Source organism: Thiobacillus sp. SCN 63-57, assembly GCF_001725555.1.
Taxonomy (GTDB): Bacteria; Pseudomonadota; Gammaproteobacteria; order Burkholderiales; family Thiobacillaceae; genus Thiobacillus.
Genome location: NZ_MEGP01000015.1, coordinates 22831 through 37136, shown reverse-complemented (window position 1 = coordinate 37136; position 14306 = coordinate 22831). Strand labels below are relative to the sequence as shown.

17 protein-coding genes and 3 tRNA genes are annotated in these 14306 nt (G+C 63.7%); 12 read left to right on the top strand and 8 right to left on the bottom strand.

The features are described 5' to 3' along the window. Positions 1-247: S1 RNA-binding domain-containing protein (locus tag ABT23_RS07100; protein ID WP_296633168.1), on the top strand; the 247-nt coding region annotated here is incomplete at its 5' end. Between the two features lie 48 nt (positions 248-295). Here ABT23_RS07100 and ABT23_RS07095 read toward each other — a convergent pair. Both ABT23_RS07095 and ABT23_RS07090 read right to left on the bottom strand, forming a co-directional pair. Further along, entirely contained in the window at positions 296-1690 is a 1395-nt protein-coding gene (locus ABT23_RS07095) for a sensor histidine kinase (protein ID WP_296633165.1), read from the bottom strand. After that, the gene (locus ABT23_RS07090) at positions 1687-2355 is read right to left on the bottom strand and encodes a response regulator transcription factor (protein WP_296633162.1); all 669 of its coding nucleotides are present in this window, start codon (positions 2353-2355) and stop codon (positions 1687-1689) included. The genes ABT23_RS07095 and ABT23_RS07090 overlap by 4 nt, the downstream gene beginning before the upstream one ends. Before the next feature lie 170 nt (positions 2356-2525). Here ABT23_RS07090 and ABT23_RS07085 point away from each other — a divergent pair, with 170 nt between their 5' ends. Further along, positions 2526-2759 (top strand): hypothetical protein, encoded by a 234-nt coding sequence (locus ABT23_RS07085; protein ID WP_296633158.1) that lies wholly within the window; start codon positions 2526-2528, stop codon positions 2757-2759. A 43-nt stretch (positions 2760-2802) separates the two neighbouring features. On the opposite strand, the gene ABT23_RS07080 is transcribed toward ABT23_RS07085, so the two are convergent. After that, positions 2803-3246, bottom strand: a complete 444-nt coding sequence (locus ABT23_RS07080; protein ID WP_296633154.1) for a hypothetical protein — start codon at positions 3244-3246, stop codon at positions 2803-2805. A 105-nt stretch (positions 3247-3351) separates the two neighbouring features. Beyond that, positions 3352-3771, bottom strand: coding sequence for an RNA polymerase-binding protein DksA (gene dksA / locus ABT23_RS07075; protein WP_296633152.1), 420 nt, complete (start codon positions 3769-3771; stop codon positions 3352-3354). A gap of 90 nt (positions 3772-3861) precedes the next feature. Between dksA and ABT23_RS07070 the strand changes: the two genes are divergently transcribed. Then, positions 3862-4620, top strand: a complete 759-nt coding sequence (locus ABT23_RS07070) for an HAD family hydrolase (protein ID WP_296633149.1) — start codon at positions 3862-3864, stop codon at positions 4618-4620. A 6-nt stretch (positions 4621-4626) separates the two neighbouring features. On the opposite strand, the gene folD is transcribed toward ABT23_RS07070, so the two are convergent. After that, entirely contained in the window at positions 4627-5481 is an 855-nt protein-coding gene (gene folD / locus ABT23_RS07065; protein ID WP_296633146.1) for a bifunctional methylenetetrahydrofolate dehydrogenase/methenyltetrahydrofolate cyclohydrolase FolD, read from the bottom strand. 139 nt (positions 5482-5620) lie between these two features. Between folD and ABT23_RS07060 the strand changes: the two genes are divergently transcribed. The 3 genes from ABT23_RS07060 to ABT23_RS07050 all read left to right on the top strand — a co-directional run bounded on the left by ABT23_RS07060 (position 5621) and on the right by ABT23_RS07050 (position 5925). Continuing rightward, a tRNA-Pro gene (locus ABT23_RS07060) sits at positions 5621-5697 on the top strand. 39 nt (positions 5698-5736) lie between these two features. Next, positions 5737-5813, top strand: a tRNA-Arg gene (locus ABT23_RS07055). A gap of 36 nt (positions 5814-5849) precedes the next feature. Then, positions 5850-5925: transfer RNA gene (locus ABT23_RS07050), tRNA-His, on the top strand. A 50-nt stretch (positions 5926-5975) separates the two neighbouring features. Here ABT23_RS07050 and ABT23_RS07045 read toward each other — a convergent pair. Both ABT23_RS07045 and ABT23_RS07040 read right to left on the bottom strand, forming a co-directional pair. Next, the gene (locus tag ABT23_RS07045; protein ID WP_296633144.1) at positions 5976-6359 is read right to left on the bottom strand and encodes a YchJ family metal-binding protein; all 384 of its coding nucleotides are present in this window, start codon (positions 6357-6359) and stop codon (positions 5976-5978) included. Then, on the bottom strand, positions 6356-6982 hold the full coding sequence (locus ABT23_RS07040; RefSeq protein WP_296633141.1) for an arylesterase: 627 nt from the start codon (positions 6980-6982) through the stop codon (positions 6356-6358). The genes ABT23_RS07045 and ABT23_RS07040 overlap by 4 nt, the downstream gene beginning before the upstream one ends. 27 nt (positions 6983-7009) lie before the next feature. Between ABT23_RS07040 and ABT23_RS07035 the strand changes: the two genes are divergently transcribed. The 4 genes from ABT23_RS07035 to ABT23_RS07020 all read left to right on the top strand — a co-directional run bounded on the left by ABT23_RS07035 (position 7010) and on the right by ABT23_RS07020 (position 11390). Then, positions 7010-7717, top strand: coding sequence for an ATP-binding cassette domain-containing protein (locus ABT23_RS07035; protein ID WP_296633138.1), 708 nt, complete (start codon positions 7010-7012; stop codon positions 7715-7717). Then, positions 7714-10215 (top strand): FtsX-like permease family protein, encoded by a 2502-nt coding sequence (locus tag ABT23_RS07030; protein ID WP_296633136.1) that lies wholly within the window; start codon positions 7714-7716, stop codon positions 10213-10215. Before ABT23_RS07035 ends, ABT23_RS07030 begins: the two co-directional genes overlap by 4 nt. 245 nt (positions 10216-10460) lie before the next feature. Then, entirely contained in the window at positions 10461-10931 is a 471-nt protein-coding gene (locus tag ABT23_RS07025) for a DUF305 domain-containing protein (RefSeq protein WP_296633134.1), read from the top strand. A 114-nt stretch (positions 10932-11045) separates the two neighbouring features. Beyond that, entirely contained in the window at positions 11046-11390 is a 345-nt protein-coding gene (locus tag ABT23_RS07020) for a cupin domain-containing protein (protein WP_296633132.1), read from the top strand. A 231-nt stretch (positions 11391-11621) separates the two neighbouring features. Here ABT23_RS07020 and ABT23_RS07015 read toward each other — a convergent pair whose 3' ends face one another. Next, positions 11622-12368, bottom strand: coding sequence for a sulfurtransferase (locus tag ABT23_RS07015; protein WP_296633129.1), 747 nt, complete (start codon positions 12366-12368; stop codon positions 11622-11624). 224 nt (positions 12369-12592) lie between these two features. Between ABT23_RS07015 and ABT23_RS07010 the strand changes: the two genes are divergently transcribed. Both ABT23_RS07010 and ABT23_RS07005 read left to right on the top strand, forming a co-directional pair. Further along, positions 12593-13417 (top strand): mechanosensitive ion channel family protein, encoded by an 825-nt coding sequence (locus ABT23_RS07010; RefSeq protein ID WP_296633125.1) that lies wholly within the window; start codon positions 12593-12595, stop codon positions 13415-13417. Continuing rightward, the gene (locus ABT23_RS07005) at positions 13414-14292 is read left to right on the top strand and encodes an SAM-dependent methyltransferase (protein ID WP_296633123.1); all 879 of its coding nucleotides are present in this window, start codon (positions 13414-13416) and stop codon (positions 14290-14292) included. The genes ABT23_RS07010 and ABT23_RS07005 overlap by 4 nt, the downstream gene beginning before the upstream one ends. The last annotated feature ends 14 nt before the right edge of the window (positions 14293-14306 follow it).

Genomic DNA, 14306 nt, shown 5'->3' with positions numbered 1-14306 from the left:
CCCGGTCATCAAGCTGCTGGACTTCGGCGCCATCGTCAACGTGCTGCCGGGCCGCGACGGCCTGCTGCACATCTCGCAGATCGCCCACGAGCGCGTCAACACCATCGGCGACTACCTGAAGGAAGGCCAGATCGTGAAGGTGAAGATCCTGGAAGCCGACGAGAAAGGCCGCCTGCGCCTGTCGATGAAGGCACTGCTGGACGCACCGGCCGCCACCGACAACGAAACGCCGGAAACGGCAGGCTGACCACGCTGTTTGTCGCCACAGAAAGCCGCGCTCAAGGGCGCGGTTTTTTTATGCCTGTGCGGGTGCCGCAGGAAACAGGACGTTCACGACCAGACCCACCCCCTCTGCCCCTGTTCCCAGGCTCACCTGTGCGCCATGCAAATGGGCGATTCGCTGGACGATGGTCAGGCCGAGTCCGGCACCCTCCACGCTGCCCGACAGCCGATGGAATGGCGAAAAGGCTGCGGCACGCTGCGACTCCGGGATACCCGGCCCATTGTCCGCCACCTGCCAGATCACGCCCTGTTCGGAACGCCGGACCGTCAGCATGATGCGCGTGCCGCCATACCGCAAGGCATTGTCGATCAGGTTGGCGAGCATTTCCCGCAGCAATTGCGCATCGCCCATCACCCAGGCCTCGCTGTCCTTCATGTCGAAACCAATCTCCACCCCGCTGGCCAAGGCCCGCGGAACCCACTCCCGCGCAACTTCCCGCACCACGTCCACGCCATCCAGCCGGTTCAGGCGCAAGGTGTTTTCCGCCGCATCGACACGCGCCAGAATGAGCAGCTTCTGCACCAGATCGCCCATGGTCCGGGTCGACTGGGCAATACGCGACAACGCATGCTGGGCATCCTCGTGTCGCGCGCCGGCCAGCGCTGCCTCGGCTTGCGCGCGGATGCCCGCGATCGGCGTGCGGAGCTGATGCGCGGCGTCCGCGACGAAACGCGATTGCGACTCCACCGCTTCGGACAGGCGCTGCAGCAGCGAATTGATTTCATCCAGAAACGGGCGCAGCTCGGCGGGGGTCTCTCCCAGAGGAACCGGGCTCAGATCGAACGCCTGCCGCGCTGACAGCCGATCGCGCAGCCGGCTCAGCGGCTCGAGCCCCTTCCGCACGCCATAGGCAATGGCGATCGCCGCAGTCAGGGTCATCAGCAGCATCGGAATCACGATCGCCAGCGTGGCGCGTTCGGCCATGGCCGAACGGTGCGACAGCGTCTCGCCCACCTGGACCAGGGCGGTCCCACGCGCACTCGTGCCTTTGAGCGAAAGTCCAAAAGCAGCCACCCTGACCTTCTCGCCGTCCTTGATGCCGTCATAGACGACCAACTGGCCCGGCCGGATATCCTGATGGTCAGGAAGCCGCGGCATATCCTGCTCGCCGTCGATGACACGTCCGGCCGGATTGGTAATGCTGTGGAACAACAAATCCTCCTGGTCGAACACCAGCAATTCGCGCGCGGCAACCGGCAGGTCCACCTGCACCTGCCCCTGCATGACCTCGACCCGATCGGCCAGCGCGAACGTACGCCGGATCAGCGATCGGTCAAACGCCGCATTGATGAAGTACTGGCTGGAGAAATAGGCGATCACCCACAATAGAATGAACAGCGGCAGCATCATCGACAGCATGCGGACGATCAACTGCCGCCGCAGGCTTGTCTGACTTTCCCCGTTCAACGCTCGGCTTCCAGCAGATAGCCCAGACCGCGCAGTGTGCGTATCACCACGCCGGAACCCTCGAGCTTGCGGCGCAGGCGATGGATATAGACTTCCACCGCGTTGTCGCCTACGCCGTCATCCCATCCCGTCAGACGATCCGCGATCGCCTCCTTCGCCGTCACACGCCCGGCATGGCTCAGCAGAATTTCGAGCACCTCCACCTCGCGAGCCGACAACACCAACGGCGTCTCGTCGACGCTGGCCTGCCGCTTCACGCTGTCGAAACAGAAGCGGCCCATGCGAATCTGGGTATCGGCCACGCCATGCGCCCGCCGCAACAAGGCACGCAGCCGCGCCAGCAATTCATCCAGCGCAAACGGTTTCAGCAGATAATCGTCCGCGCCCGCATCGAGACCGCGCACGCGATCCTCCACCGTATCGCGTGCGGTGAGGACCATCACCGGCAGGGTTGCGCCGCGTTTGCGCGCATTGCGCAACACCTCCAGGCCTTCCCGTCGCGGCAGCCCCAGATCGAGCAGCATGGCGTCGTAGGCATAGGTCTTCAGTGCGGTCTCGGCCTGTACCCCATCGCGGCTCCAATCAACCGCGAAGCCTGCCTGCCGGACCGCCAGCATGACGGCCTCACCCAGGGTCGGATCATCTTCCACGAGCAGGATCTTCATATTTGAAGTCTGACACAAACTCAGGCCATCCGGCCTTCAGTCCATCGCGAATAACAATGTTCTGATCGGGCGAATTCGTAAGGTTCATGTAAGTATCGCACCGCATAGTGCCCTCCATGCAGTCGCAATCAGTGGCCGCATATCTTTCACTTGATCATATGGAGAAACTCATGAACAAACTGCTGTCTTCCCTGGTTGCCGCTACGATTGCCGGCGCTTTCAGCCTGTCCGCCATGGCTGCCGATGCAGCACCCGCCGCACCTGCTGGCGCCACCGCCGCAGAAAAGCCCGCTGCTGCGCCCAAGGCCAAGAAGCACGTCAAGAAGCATGTCAAGAAGCACGCTGCCAAAAAAGCTGAAGAGAAAAAGTCTGACGCTGCCGCTCCGGCCGAGTCCGCGAAGTAATTCTTCAAGGACACAAAAAACCGCGCTCTCGGGCGCGGTTTTTTTATGCCGTACTGGCGAGAAACGATTGCCACCAGCGTTTGCGCTGGCCGGTCACTACCCCGTGCATCTCGAGTTCACGCGGCGGCGTGCGGCTCATCAGCCAGCCGGGAAGGATCGATGACTTGGTTGCACTCGATCCGCACGAACTGCCGAGATGGTTGGGGTCATAGATCTTGATGAAGTTGGGCGCATCCAGGTTGTCCGCATACACAATCGCGCAGTAATCCTCGTGATGCTCGCGCCGCAGCAATTCATCCAGTTCGCGCATGAACTGCTGCACCTTGTCGGCGGCAGCCGGCTCCGCAGGAACATCCTGCCCCACCGCATAGAGATACCAGCCCGCTCCGGTGTCCACCTTTTGCCAGAACGACGTCAACTGGTCCCAGCGCATCACACTGTACAGCAGCCCGTTGTAATAACGGTCGAATTCGTCGAGGTCTGCCATGGCTCTCTCCGCAGCGAGTCTGGTGGGGCGACGGGACGCCGCCGGTTTATTCTGCTACACGCCAGGCGCCCTGAACAGGCGACCTGGCGCTACTTCTTCTTGTTGTTATTTGGCGACCTGGCGCTCGCGGATTTCCTCGAGCGTCTTGCAGTCGATGCACAGCGTCGCCGTCGGGCGTGCCTGCAGGCGCTCCAGCCCGATTTCGACCCCGCAGGATTCACAGTAGCCGTAATCCCCGGCGTCGATCTTGGCGATGGTCTCGTTGATTTTCTTAATCAGCTTGCGCTCCCGGTCACGATTGCGCAGTTCCAGCGCCATGTCGGACTCCTGAGTGGCGCGATCATTGGGGTCGGCGAAAACCGTCTGCTCGTCCTGCATGGAATGCAGGGTGGTATCGATATCCTGCGACAGTTCGGCTTTCCAGGCCTCGAGCATTTTGCGAAAATGCGCGAGCTGTTTCGCGTTCATGTATTCTTCGCCCTTCTTGGCCTTGTAAGGCTCGAAGCGCATCAAAGTTTCAGCCATCTCGTTCTCTGTTCTCTTTGAAAATTTCGGTCTAATCCGGACCAAGCCCAACCTGCTTTAATATCAGAATCGCTTACGCGCCGCAACCATATGACACTACACGCCCTACTCTTCGACGTGGACGGCACGCTTGCCGACACCGAACGCGACGGCCACCGGCCCGCCTTCAACCAGGCCTTTGCCGACGCCGGTCTCGACTGGCACTGGGACGTCGCGCTCTACGGCAAACTGCTTGCCGTCACCGGCGGCAAGGAGCGGATGAAGCACTATATCGACCACTTCCGGCCGGACTATAGGAAGCCGGACAATTTCGACGAACTGGTGGCCGAACTGCACAAGGCCAAGACCCGAATTTACAGTGCGCTGGCCGCGCAAGGCGGCATTCCCATGCGCCCCGGGGTCAAGCGCCTGCTGGTCGAGGCGCGTGCCGCCGGCCTGCGCCTGGCGATCGCCACCACCACGACGCCGGAAAACGTCACCGTACTGCTGGAACATAGCCTGGGCGCCGGCACCCAGGACTGGTTCGAAGTGATCGCGGCGGGCGACATCGTGCCAGCGAAGAAACCCGCGCCCGACATCTATCACTACGCGCTGGAGAAAATGGGCCTTGCCGCCGCCGACTGCCTGGCGTTCGAGGATTCGGAGAATGGCCTGCGCGCGAGCCTGGGCGCCGGCCTGAAAACGCTAGTGACGGTCAACGACTACACGCTGGATCACGATTTCACCGGCGCGGCCGTCGTGCTCTCCGATCTCGGCGAACCCGGTGCGCCAAACCAGCGACTCGCCGGGGCCGAACTCAGCCAGCCGTTCGTCGATGTGGCGTATTTAAGGGCACTACACCAGGGCTAATCCCCTTCAGGGGTTATGCATCAGAGCGGCTTCGAGCGTGTTCTCCAGCAGGGTCGCGACGGTCATCGGTCCCACCCCGCCGGGCACCGGCGTGATCCAGCTGGCGCGTTCGACTGCGGTATCGAAATCGACGTCGCCGACCAGCTTGCCGTCGGGCAGGCGGTTGATGCCGACGTCGATCACGATCGCGCCCTCGCGCACCCAGTCACCCGGGATCATGCGTGGCCGCCCCACCCCCACCACCAGCACCTCGGCCGAGCGCACGAAGCTTTCCAGGTCGCGCGTAGCGCTGTGGCACACGGTGATGGTGCAGCCGGCCAGCAGAAGCTCCAGGCTCATCGGCCGGCCGACGATGTTGGACGCGCCGACCATCACCGCATTCTTGCCACGCAGCTCCTCGCCGGTAGCGCGCAGCAGCGTCATGATGCCGCGCGGCGTGGACGGACGCAGCGTCGGCATTTTCACCGCCAGCCGGCCGATGTTGTAGGGGTGGAAGCCGTCGACGTCCTTGTCCGGGCGGATGCGCTCGATCACCGTCTCGGCATCGATGTGCGCCGGCAGCGGCAGTTGCACCAGGATGCCGTCGATGGTCGGGTCGGCGTTCAGCGTGTCGATCAGCGCCAGCAGCTGGTCCTGCGTGGTTGCGCTGGGCAGATCGTGCGACACGCTGTTCACGGCGGCCCGCTCGCAGGCACGCTTCTTGTTGCGCACGTACACGGCCGAAGCGGCATCGTCGCCGACCAGGATCACCGCCAGGCCGGGTCGGCGTTTGCCCTGCGCCTCGCGTTCGGCCACCTTGTCGTGGACCACTGCGAGGATGGTGTCGGCCATGGCCTTGCCGTCGAGGATACGTGCGCTCATCAAGACAACCCTGAAGCAAAAGGGTGATTTTCCCGGAAACCCCCCCTCCGACTCAAGCGAAAATTGACCCGGCCGATTCGCCAAGGTATAGTCTCGCCTCTCCGAAATGCGCCCGGAATGCCGGACGCCGATAGGATTTCGGGGTGTAGCGCAGCCCGGTAGCGCGCCTGCTTTGGGAGCAGGATGTCGGAGGTTCGAATCCTCTCACCCCGACCACCCCCAGACAGTAAGTGATCGTGCCCGAGAAGTGAGTCTCTGCCCGTAGCTCAACTGGATAGAGCACCAGCCTTCTAAGCTGGGGGTTACAGGTTCGATTCCTGTCGGGCAGGCCAAGGTTTTCGTTGCCAGCCTTGCTGGCGACAACAATGGTGGATGTAGCTCAGTTGGTAGAGTCCAGGATTGTGATTCCTGTTGTCGTGGGTTCGAGTCCCATCATCCACCCCACCGTTTCACGAGAAGCAGAACCAGGCCCGCGCAAGCGGGCCTGGTTCGTTTCATTCCCGGATCTCGCCGTCGACGTACAGCCAGCGTCCGTCCACCCGCTCGAAGCGGCTGGTTTCGTGTAGTTTGAAAGCACGGCCGTTGAGCTTGTAGCGTGCGACGAACTCGACCGTCGCATGGGTTTCGTCCAGCGGCGTATGCGCCTTCACCGTCAGCCCCAACCATTGCGGCCGCGGCACCGCGTCGAGACCCAGCGCAACGGGACAGGTCGCGGGATGCCAGGTCGCGCGCAAATAGTCCTCCAGTCCCAGCACGTAGGCGCTGTAGCGCGAACGCATCAGGCTTTCGGCGTCCGGCGCCCGCTCGCCAGCATGAAACCGACCGCAGCAGTCCGCCAGCGGACGGCCCGATCCGCACGGACAGGCTGCGGCGCTCATGACTTCTTCACCGTGCAGCGCAATTTCGGCTTGATGTGCGGCCACACGGCATCGAGCATCGCGCCCTGGGCTTTTTCGTTCGGATGGATGCCGTCGGCTTGCATCATGCCCGGCACGACCGCAACCTTGCAGACAAAACACGGCACGCGGACGATTTTTTCCTCGCGCGCCACGTCGACGTACAGTTTGGCCACCGCATCGGCATACGGCTTGCCGTAATTCGGCAACACCGGCGCCTCCAGCAAGGCCACCCAGGCGCCTGCCGCTTTCGCCTGGCGGATCATCGTCACCAGGTTCTGCCGGATCGTTCCGGGCGGCGTGCCGCGCAACGCATCGTTGCCGCCGAGTTCGATCAGCACGCCTTGCGGATGATGCCGATCGAGCGCAGGCTGCAGACGCTGCAGGCCGTTCTGCGTGGTGTCGCCGCTCACGCTGGCGTTGACCAGATCCCAGTCCGGCGCCGTTTTCTTCAGGCGCGCGCCGAGCCGGTCCACCCAGCTCGAGCCGGTAGCCAGCCCATAGCCGGAACTCAGGCTGTCGCCGACAATCAACAGGGAACAGGGATTCGCCGCCGCCCAGCCCGGAATCCAAAGCAACAACAGCAGCCACACGCGATAATTCATTCATCCACCTTGACCTGATCCCATCCAATGACGCCTCCCGACAGCGCCCAGTTCCCTGATACCGTCGTCCTGGCACGCGACCTGTCCCAGCGCATACCGACCGCCGGCGGCATGCTCGACATCCTCAGCGAAGTCGGACTCGCCGTCAAAGCGGGGGAGACGCTCGCCATCACCGGCGCGTCAGGCTCCGGGAAATCAACCCTGCTGGGTCTGCTGGCCGGACTCGACCATCCTTCCGCAGGCGAGATCACCCTGCTCGGCCAGCGTCTTGATGCGCTCGACGAAGACGCCCGCGCCCGCCTGCGCGCGGGCCGTATCGGGTTCGTGTTCCAGTCGTTCCAGCTGCTGCCCGCGCTCACCGCCCTGGAAAACGTCCTGTTGCCGCTGGAACTGGCCGGCCGCCCCGACGCGCGCGAACGCGCCGCCCACTGGCTCGACCGCGTCGGCCTCGCCACACGCGCCACCCACACGCCGCGCCAGCTGTCCGGCGGCGAACAACAGCGCATCGCCATCGCACGCGCCTTCGCCACCGATCCGGAAATCGTGTTCGCCGACGAACCCACCGGCAACCTCGACGCCGACACCGGCGCACGCATCATCGAGCTGCTGTTCGAACTCAACGCCTCCGCCCATACCACGCTCATCCTGGTCACCCACGACGACGCGCTGGCAGCGCGCTGCCAGCGCCGGCTGCACCTGGTCGCGGGCCGCGCGCGCGAAGAGGCCGTTGCATGAGCTTCGCGCGGCTCGGCTTGTGGCTGCTGCGGCGCGAACGTGCGAGCGGCGAATGGCGCGTGCTGCTGCTGGCGCTGATCATCGGTGTCGGCAGCGTCAGCACCACCGGTTTTCTCGGCGACCGCCTGAAGCGTGCCATGAGCGAGCAGGGTGCTAGCTTCCTCGGTGCCGACCTGCTGGTCACCAGCCCACGGCCGATCGAAGACTGGCCCGATCTCGTCGTTACAAAAAGCGCAGGCACGGCCAGCCCGCTTGCGCGCAGCCAGGCGCTCGAATTTCCCAGCATGCTCGCCAAGGGCGACGCCTTCCAGCTCGCCACCCTGCGCGCCGTCGATGCGTCCTATCCCTTGCGCGGCAGCGTGCGCATCGCCGACCGCCCCTTCGCGGCCGGCACCGCACGTCCCGCGCAGCCGCCACCCGGCATGATCTATGTCGCCCCCGACCTGCTGCCGTTGTTGTCGGCCAAAGTGGGCGATCGCGTGCAGATCGGCGAAGCCCGCTTCACCATCGCCGGAATCGTGGCCGAGGAACCGGGCCAGCTCGGCGGCGTGTTCGGCCTCGCGCCGCGCGTCTTCATGCGCGCCGATGAAGTCGCGAAAACCCGCGTGCTGCAGCCCGGCAGTCGCGTGACCTACCTGTACCAATTTGCCGGCGACCCGGCGCAGCTCACCGCATTCAGCGCCGCGCTGAAATCCCGGCTCGACAGAACCCAGCGCCTCATCGGCTCGCGCGAAGGCGTCGAGACCCTGCGCGGCGCCTTCGCCAATGCCGACCGCTACATCCAGCTCACCGCGCTGATCAGCCTGCTGTTGTCGGTGGCCGCCATCGCCATCGCTGCCCATCGTCATGCGCTGCGGCATTACGACCAGGCCGCGCTGCTGCGATGCTTCGGCGCCACCACGGCACAGCTGCGTACGCTGTATGCCGTCCAATTGCTCACGCTGGGCCTGCTGGGCAGTCTGATCGGCGTGGCGATCGGCGCGCTGATGCAGCAGGCGCTGGCGCTGCTGGTCCTGCCCGATGCCGTCACCCGCCTGCCGTCGCTTGGGCTCGCGCCCGTGGGCGCTGCCGTCTTCAGCGGCCTGCTGGCATTGGCGGGCGCCAGCCTGCCCGCGTTGATGCGCCTCGTCCGCGTGCCGCCGCTGCGGGTGCTGCGGCGCGACCTGCCGCCGTTGCCGGTCGCTGCATGGCTCAGCGCGGCGATCAGCGGCTCGGCGCTGCTGCTGCTGATCGCCTGGTATGCAGGCAACGCCAGGCTGATCGGCGTGTTCGTCGGCGCACTGGCCGGGTTGATCGTCGTGCTGGCCCTGCTGGCGCGCCTGGCGCTGGCAGCCGGCCGCGGTGTCCAGAAAATGAGCCACGGCCCGGTACGCTTCGGACTCGCCCAGTTGCTGCGCCACCGTTTCGACAGCACCCTGCAGCTCGGCGCCTTCACCCTGGCCCTGTTTCTCGTGGCGCTGCTGGCACTGGTACGCAGCGATCTCATTGCCGGCTGGCGCCAGCAATTGCCGCCGGATGCGCCCAACTACTTCCTGATCAACATCGCCCCCGCTCAGCAGCAATCCGTCGCCGCCTACCTGTCGCAACACCATCTCAAGGCCTCCGCGCTCTATCCCATGGTCCGCGGCCGCCTCACCACCAAGAATGATGTCCCCATCGCGTCCACCCTGCCGCCGGAGGCGCGCGATGCCAACAGCCTGCGGCGCGAACTCAACCTGACCTGGACCGCCACTCTGCCCGCCAACAACGCCGTACTCGCCGGACACTGGCACGGCGACCGCCGCGTCGCCGAAATCTCGGTCGAATCAGGCATGGCCGAACGCCTGCATCTGGCCCTCGGCGACCGGCTCGGTTTCCGGATCGGCGACCAGACGCTCGCCGCCCGCATCACCAGCATTCGCAGCGTGAAATGGGACTCGATGCAGCCGAACTTCTTCGTCATCTTCGCCCCCGGCCAGCTCGATGCCCTGCCCGCCAGTTCCATCGCCAGCCTCTACGTGCCCCCCGATGCGGCCAGCGTATTGCCGAGCTTCATCAAGATGTTCCCCGGCATCACCGTGCTCGCACTGGACCGGCTCATCGCCAACCTCGAAGCGGTGTTCGCCCAGATCATCGGCGCCATCCAGTTGCTGCTGGGATTCCTGCTCGCCGCCGGCATCGCCGTCGTCATCGCCACGCTGCTGGCCAGCCTCGACGCCCGCCAGCAGGAGGCTGTCCTGTTGCGCACCCTGGGCGCCCAGCGCGCCTACCTGGCCAAAAGCCTGTGGAGCGAATTTCTCGCCCTGGGCCTGCTGGCCGGCCTGCTCGCCAGCGCTTGCGCCGAAATCGCCATGGCGCTGATCGCCCAGCGCCTGTTCGAACTGCCGCTGCGCCTGCATCCGTGGCTATGGCTCGCGCTGCCGGTGGCCGGCGCCCTGCTGGTCGGGATGAGCGGCTGGCTCACCACGCGGCACATCACGCGCGTGCCGCCGATGCAGTCGATCCGGGCGCTGAATTGATGACCGGGAGTTTAGGGAATGGCAGATACCGATAGAGAAGAGACTGTTGGGGCTTGTTCATCGAATGACCGTCGATGCGGCGAAAGCGGTCTATTCACGATCCCATGCCCAGCAGCATTCATTCGTCGAGCGCCTACATCCTCAGCAGATTATGCCTATAGCCGCGTCACTCTTGAAAACCCAATATTCCAAAGATGAGGCACTGAAAGGACCATTAACAATCATTGCGATACTGGAGGCTGAAGATGCACCCATACAGAAACTTTCTGCTCATGATTTTGGCTGCATCGTTTCTGATGTTCGGTTTGATGTACCTGAACACCTATCAACTCAGTCATGTTTGGTTCAGTCAAACCCGCATGTTCATGACCTTGATCATGTCTGGCTGCATGTCGCTGGTCATGCTATTTTTTATGCGCCACATGTATAAGGATCGACGCGCCAACACAGTGATCGTCGTCGGCAGCATCGGCTTAATCGGTTTGGGTCTGTGGCTCGTGAGGAGCCAGGTAACGGTGGGAGATGTTGCATGGATGGAAGCCATGATTCCCCATCATTCAATTGCGATTCTCACGAGTGAACGCGCGCGCATCGCAGACCCCCGCGTAAGAAAACTTGCAGATGGAATCGTCCAGACCCAACGGCGTGAAATTTCGGAAATGGAATTCCTCATCAACGATATTCAAGAGAAAGAAACAGGAGATCCTGTCCGCTGAAGTCTAACTTGTCGTTCAACACGGAACCCAACAGGGAATGACCGCTCCGCAGCAGCCACGTATTGTGGTCGGGTCAGTTCGGCGTTGGCCCTGGAATTACAGAGAGGAGTCACGATGAGCAACGAACAGATGGCACCCGAAACGAAAGGGGTGACGGTGAAGTTACTTTCGACGGTTGACCTGGGTCCCGAGATCGAGGGCATGGCCGGGCGCCAACTTCGAATGCGCATGGTGACCATCGAGCCTAGTGGCGTCTTCGGCCCGCTTCACGACCATAAGGACCGGCCAGGCACCGTCTACATCCTGCAAGGAACGATCACAGACCATCGGAATGGCGTCGCGACGGACTATGGGCCGGGCGTGGGCTGGCCCGAGGACAGGAACACCCTGCACTGGCTTGAAAACAGGGGAACGATTCCGGCGGTGGAGATCTCGGTCGATATCGTGCGGCAAGAGTAGTCAGGCCGCCTGCAGCATGCCCTCCCGCTCGATGAAGGCAATGATGTCTGCCAGGCCCTGTTCCGTCTTGAGGTTGGAAAAAACGAATGGCCGCGCGCCGCACACCCGTTCGATCAACGATGCCCCTGCTAGCGGGCAAGCCCTGTGCAATCGGGTGCTTTTTCACAAGCAGTTGTTTTGTCTTGTTTTTATTCACATGGAGAGCGGCCACCCCCCGTCGGGGCCGGGCGATCAGCGATGCAGGCGTCCCGCCGCCGGCTGCAGGTCCGCGCTCAGCGCCTCGCGCTCGTCGAAGACGAAACAATCGCCGCGATAATGCGCCCCGCCGACTTCCTCGAAATACTTGAGGATGCCGCCTTCGAGCTGGTACACATGCTCGATGCCGATCGCCTTCATGTGGATGGCGGCCTTTTCGCAGCGGATGCCGCCGGTGCAGAACGACACCACGGTCTTGCCGACATAGTCGGGCAGATGGGCGGCCAGCCGCAAGGGAAATTCGCTGAAGACGCCGATGTCGTAGTCGACGGCGTTCTCGAAGGTGCCGGCGGCGACTTCGTAGTCGTTGCGGGTATCGAGCATCACCACCGGGCGGCCTTCGTCGTCGCAGCCGCGATCGAGCCACTGCTTCAGCGTCGCGGCCGGCACCGAGGGCGCACGGCCCGCCTCCGGACGGATCAGCGGGTGCTTCATGGTGATGATTTCCTTCTTCAGCCGCACCCGCATGCGCTTGAACGGTGGCTCGGCCGACAGGCTCTCCTTGGGCGCGAGATCGCCGAAGCGCGGATCGGCACGCAGATGGGCGACGATGGCGTCGATCGCCTGGCGCGAGCCGGCCAGGAACACGTTGATGCCTTCCGGCGCCAGCAGGATGGTGCCCTTGAGGTCGAGGGCAAGGCAGCGCGCGTTGAGATCGGCCTTCAAGGCCTCGCGGTCGGCGAGGGAAACGAATTTGTAGCAGGAGATATTGACGACTGACACGGTAAAACCCTTTCATTCCGATTCCAGATCCAACCTGGCTTTGTCGCCTTCGCCTTGCCGTGCGACGGCACTGTCTGCGGCTCGGCTTCGCGCCACTTTGGATCTGGAATCGGAATCAGCAAGTCGGCATTATCCCGGAAACCGTCCCCGCGGGATCAACCGGCCGGTTCTGCCCTGCCGGGGGTTTTGATACCCTTCGGTCTTCCCCCTGCCTTTTCCCGATCATGGACGAACAACTGCAAACGCTGGCATACGCCAAGAAAACCGCGATCGAGCTGGCCGTCCAGTTCGGCCCCAAGCTGCTGGTGGCGCTGCTGATCCTGGTGGCGGGCTATTACGTCGGGCGCTGGGTGGGCAAGCTGGTCGACTCCATGCTGGCGAAACTCGGGCTCGACGAGCCGCTACGCGTGCTGCTGGTTCGCATCGTGCGCATCCTGGTGCTGGGTCTGTTCCTCATCATGGCGCTGCAGAACCTGGGGGTGCAGCTGTTGCCGCTGATCGCCGGGCTGGGCGTGGCCGGTGCGGGCATCGCGCTGGCCATGCAGGGTGTGCTGGGCAACCTGGCGGCCGGGCTGACGATCCTCTTCACCCGGCCGTTCCACGTGGGCGAATACATTTCCATCGTCGACGAGGAGGGCACGGTCGAGGATATCAAGCTGTTCAATACCGTGCTGAGCCATCCCGATCGCTCGCGCATCGTCATCCCCAACCGCAAGATCGTCGGCGAGATCCTGCACAATTTCGGCACGCTGCGACAGCTCGACGTGATCGTCAACGTGGCTTACGACACCGACATCCGGCAAGCGCTTGCCACCATTCAGGACTTGCTGCGCGCGCACCCGAAGATCCTGCAGGAACCGGAGCCTTTCATCCGCGTGCTGGCGCTGACCGATTCCAGCGTGCAGATCGCGATCCGCCCCTGGACTGCGACGGCCGATTTCTACGTCACAGGGGGTGAGGTCACGCAGGCCGTGCTGGAAACCTTCCGCGAGCGCGGCATCCAGATTCCCTTCCCGCAGCGCGAAGTACGCCTGCTCGGCCCGGCATGAAGCGCGCCGCCCCCCTCGCCAGCCGCGCGCCAAAAGCGGCCTACACCGACCCGCTGGCCGAGGTGCTGCGCCCCGGCCAGTCGGTCGAGCTGCTGAAGGAACTGCACATCCTGACGCGCGACGGCAAGCTCAACCAGGACAGCCGCCGCAAGCTGAAGCAGGTGTATCACCTGTGCAACTTCATCGAGCCACTGCTGGACGACGTGTTGGGCCGGCAGGACACGCTGACGCTCGCCGACCACGGCGCCGGCAAGTCGTATCTGGGCTTCATTCTGTATGACCTGTTCCTGAAGGCGCGTCCCGGTGCGCACATCTATGGCATCGAGACGCGCGACGACCTGGTGGAAAAGTCACGCGAACTGGCGGCCCGGCTGGGGTTCGAGCGCATGTCGTTCCTGAATGCGACGGTCGCGGAATCGATCACCACCGAGAGCCTGCCGCCACGCATCGACATCGTCACCGCGCTGCATGCCTGCAATACCGCGACCGACGACGCCATCCAGTTCGCGCTCGCCAAAAAGGCCCGCCACATCGTGTTGGTGCCGTGCTGCCAGGCCGAGGTCGCGGCCGTGTTGCGCAAGCACAAGAACGAATCCTTCGGCAAAACCCCGCTGTCGGAAATCTGGCGCCACCCGATCCACACCCGCGAATTCGGCAGCCAGCTGACCAACGTGCTGCGCTGCCTGCAGCTGGAATCGCACGGCTATGCGGTCACCGTCACCGAGCTGGTGGGCTGGGAGCACTCGCTGAAGAACGAACTCATCATCGCCACCCAGGCAAACGCGCCGCGCCGGAACGCACGGGAACGCCTGCAGCAGATCCTGGTTGAACTCAACCTGCAGGAACTCGAAACACGTTTTCTGGGAACCCCATAAGCCGCAAACCATCC

Excerpts from the sequence above, each read along its gene's own strand:
- ABT23_RS07035 (WP_296633138.1), top strand. The coding sequence starts at position 7,010 with ATGACGCCTCCCGACAGCGCCCAGTTCCCTGATACCGTCGTCCTGGCA.
- ABT23_RS07005 (WP_296633123.1), top strand. The coding sequence starts at position 13,414 with ATGAAGCGCGCCGCCCCCCTCGCCAGCCGCGCGCCAAAAGCGGCCTAC.
- ABT23_RS07085 (WP_296633158.1), top strand. The coding sequence starts at position 2,526 with ATGAACAAACTGCTGTCTTCCCTGGTTGCCGCTACGATTGCCGGCGCT.
- ABT23_RS07040 (WP_296633141.1), bottom strand. The coding sequence starts at position 6,982 with ATGAATTATCGCGTGTGGCTGCTGTTGTTGCTTTGGATTCCGGGCTGG.
- ABT23_RS07090 (WP_296633162.1), bottom strand. The coding sequence starts at position 2,355 with ATGAAGATCCTGCTCGTGGAAGATGATCCGACCCTGGGTGAGGCCGTC.
- ABT23_RS07020 (WP_296633132.1), top strand. The coding sequence starts at position 11,046 with ATGAGCAACGAACAGATGGCACCCGAAACGAAAGGGGTGACGGTGAAG.
- ABT23_RS07030 (WP_296633136.1), top strand. The coding sequence starts at position 7,714 with ATGAGCTTCGCGCGGCTCGGCTTGTGGCTGCTGCGGCGCGAACGTGCG.
- folD (WP_296633146.1), bottom strand. The coding sequence starts at position 5,481 with ATGAGCGCACGTATCCTCGACGGCAAGGCCATGGCCGACACCATCCTC.
- ABT23_RS07070 (WP_296633149.1), top strand. The coding sequence starts at position 3,862 with ATGACACTACACGCCCTACTCTTCGACGTGGACGGCACGCTTGCCGAC.
- ABT23_RS07045 (WP_296633144.1), bottom strand. The coding sequence starts at position 6,359 with ATGAGCGCCGCAGCCTGTCCGTGCGGATCGGGCCGTCCGCTGGCGGAC.
- ABT23_RS07025 (WP_296633134.1), top strand. The coding sequence starts at position 10,461 with ATGCACCCATACAGAAACTTTCTGCTCATGATTTTGGCTGCATCGTTT.
- ABT23_RS07080 (WP_296633154.1), bottom strand. The coding sequence starts at position 3,246 with ATGGCAGACCTCGACGAATTCGACCGTTATTACAACGGGCTGCTGTAC.
- ABT23_RS07010 (WP_296633125.1), top strand. The coding sequence starts at position 12,593 with ATGGACGAACAACTGCAAACGCTGGCATACGCCAAGAAAACCGCGATC.
- dksA (WP_296633152.1), bottom strand. The coding sequence starts at position 3,771 with ATGGCTGAAACTTTGATGCGCTTCGAGCCTTACAAGGCCAAGAAGGGC.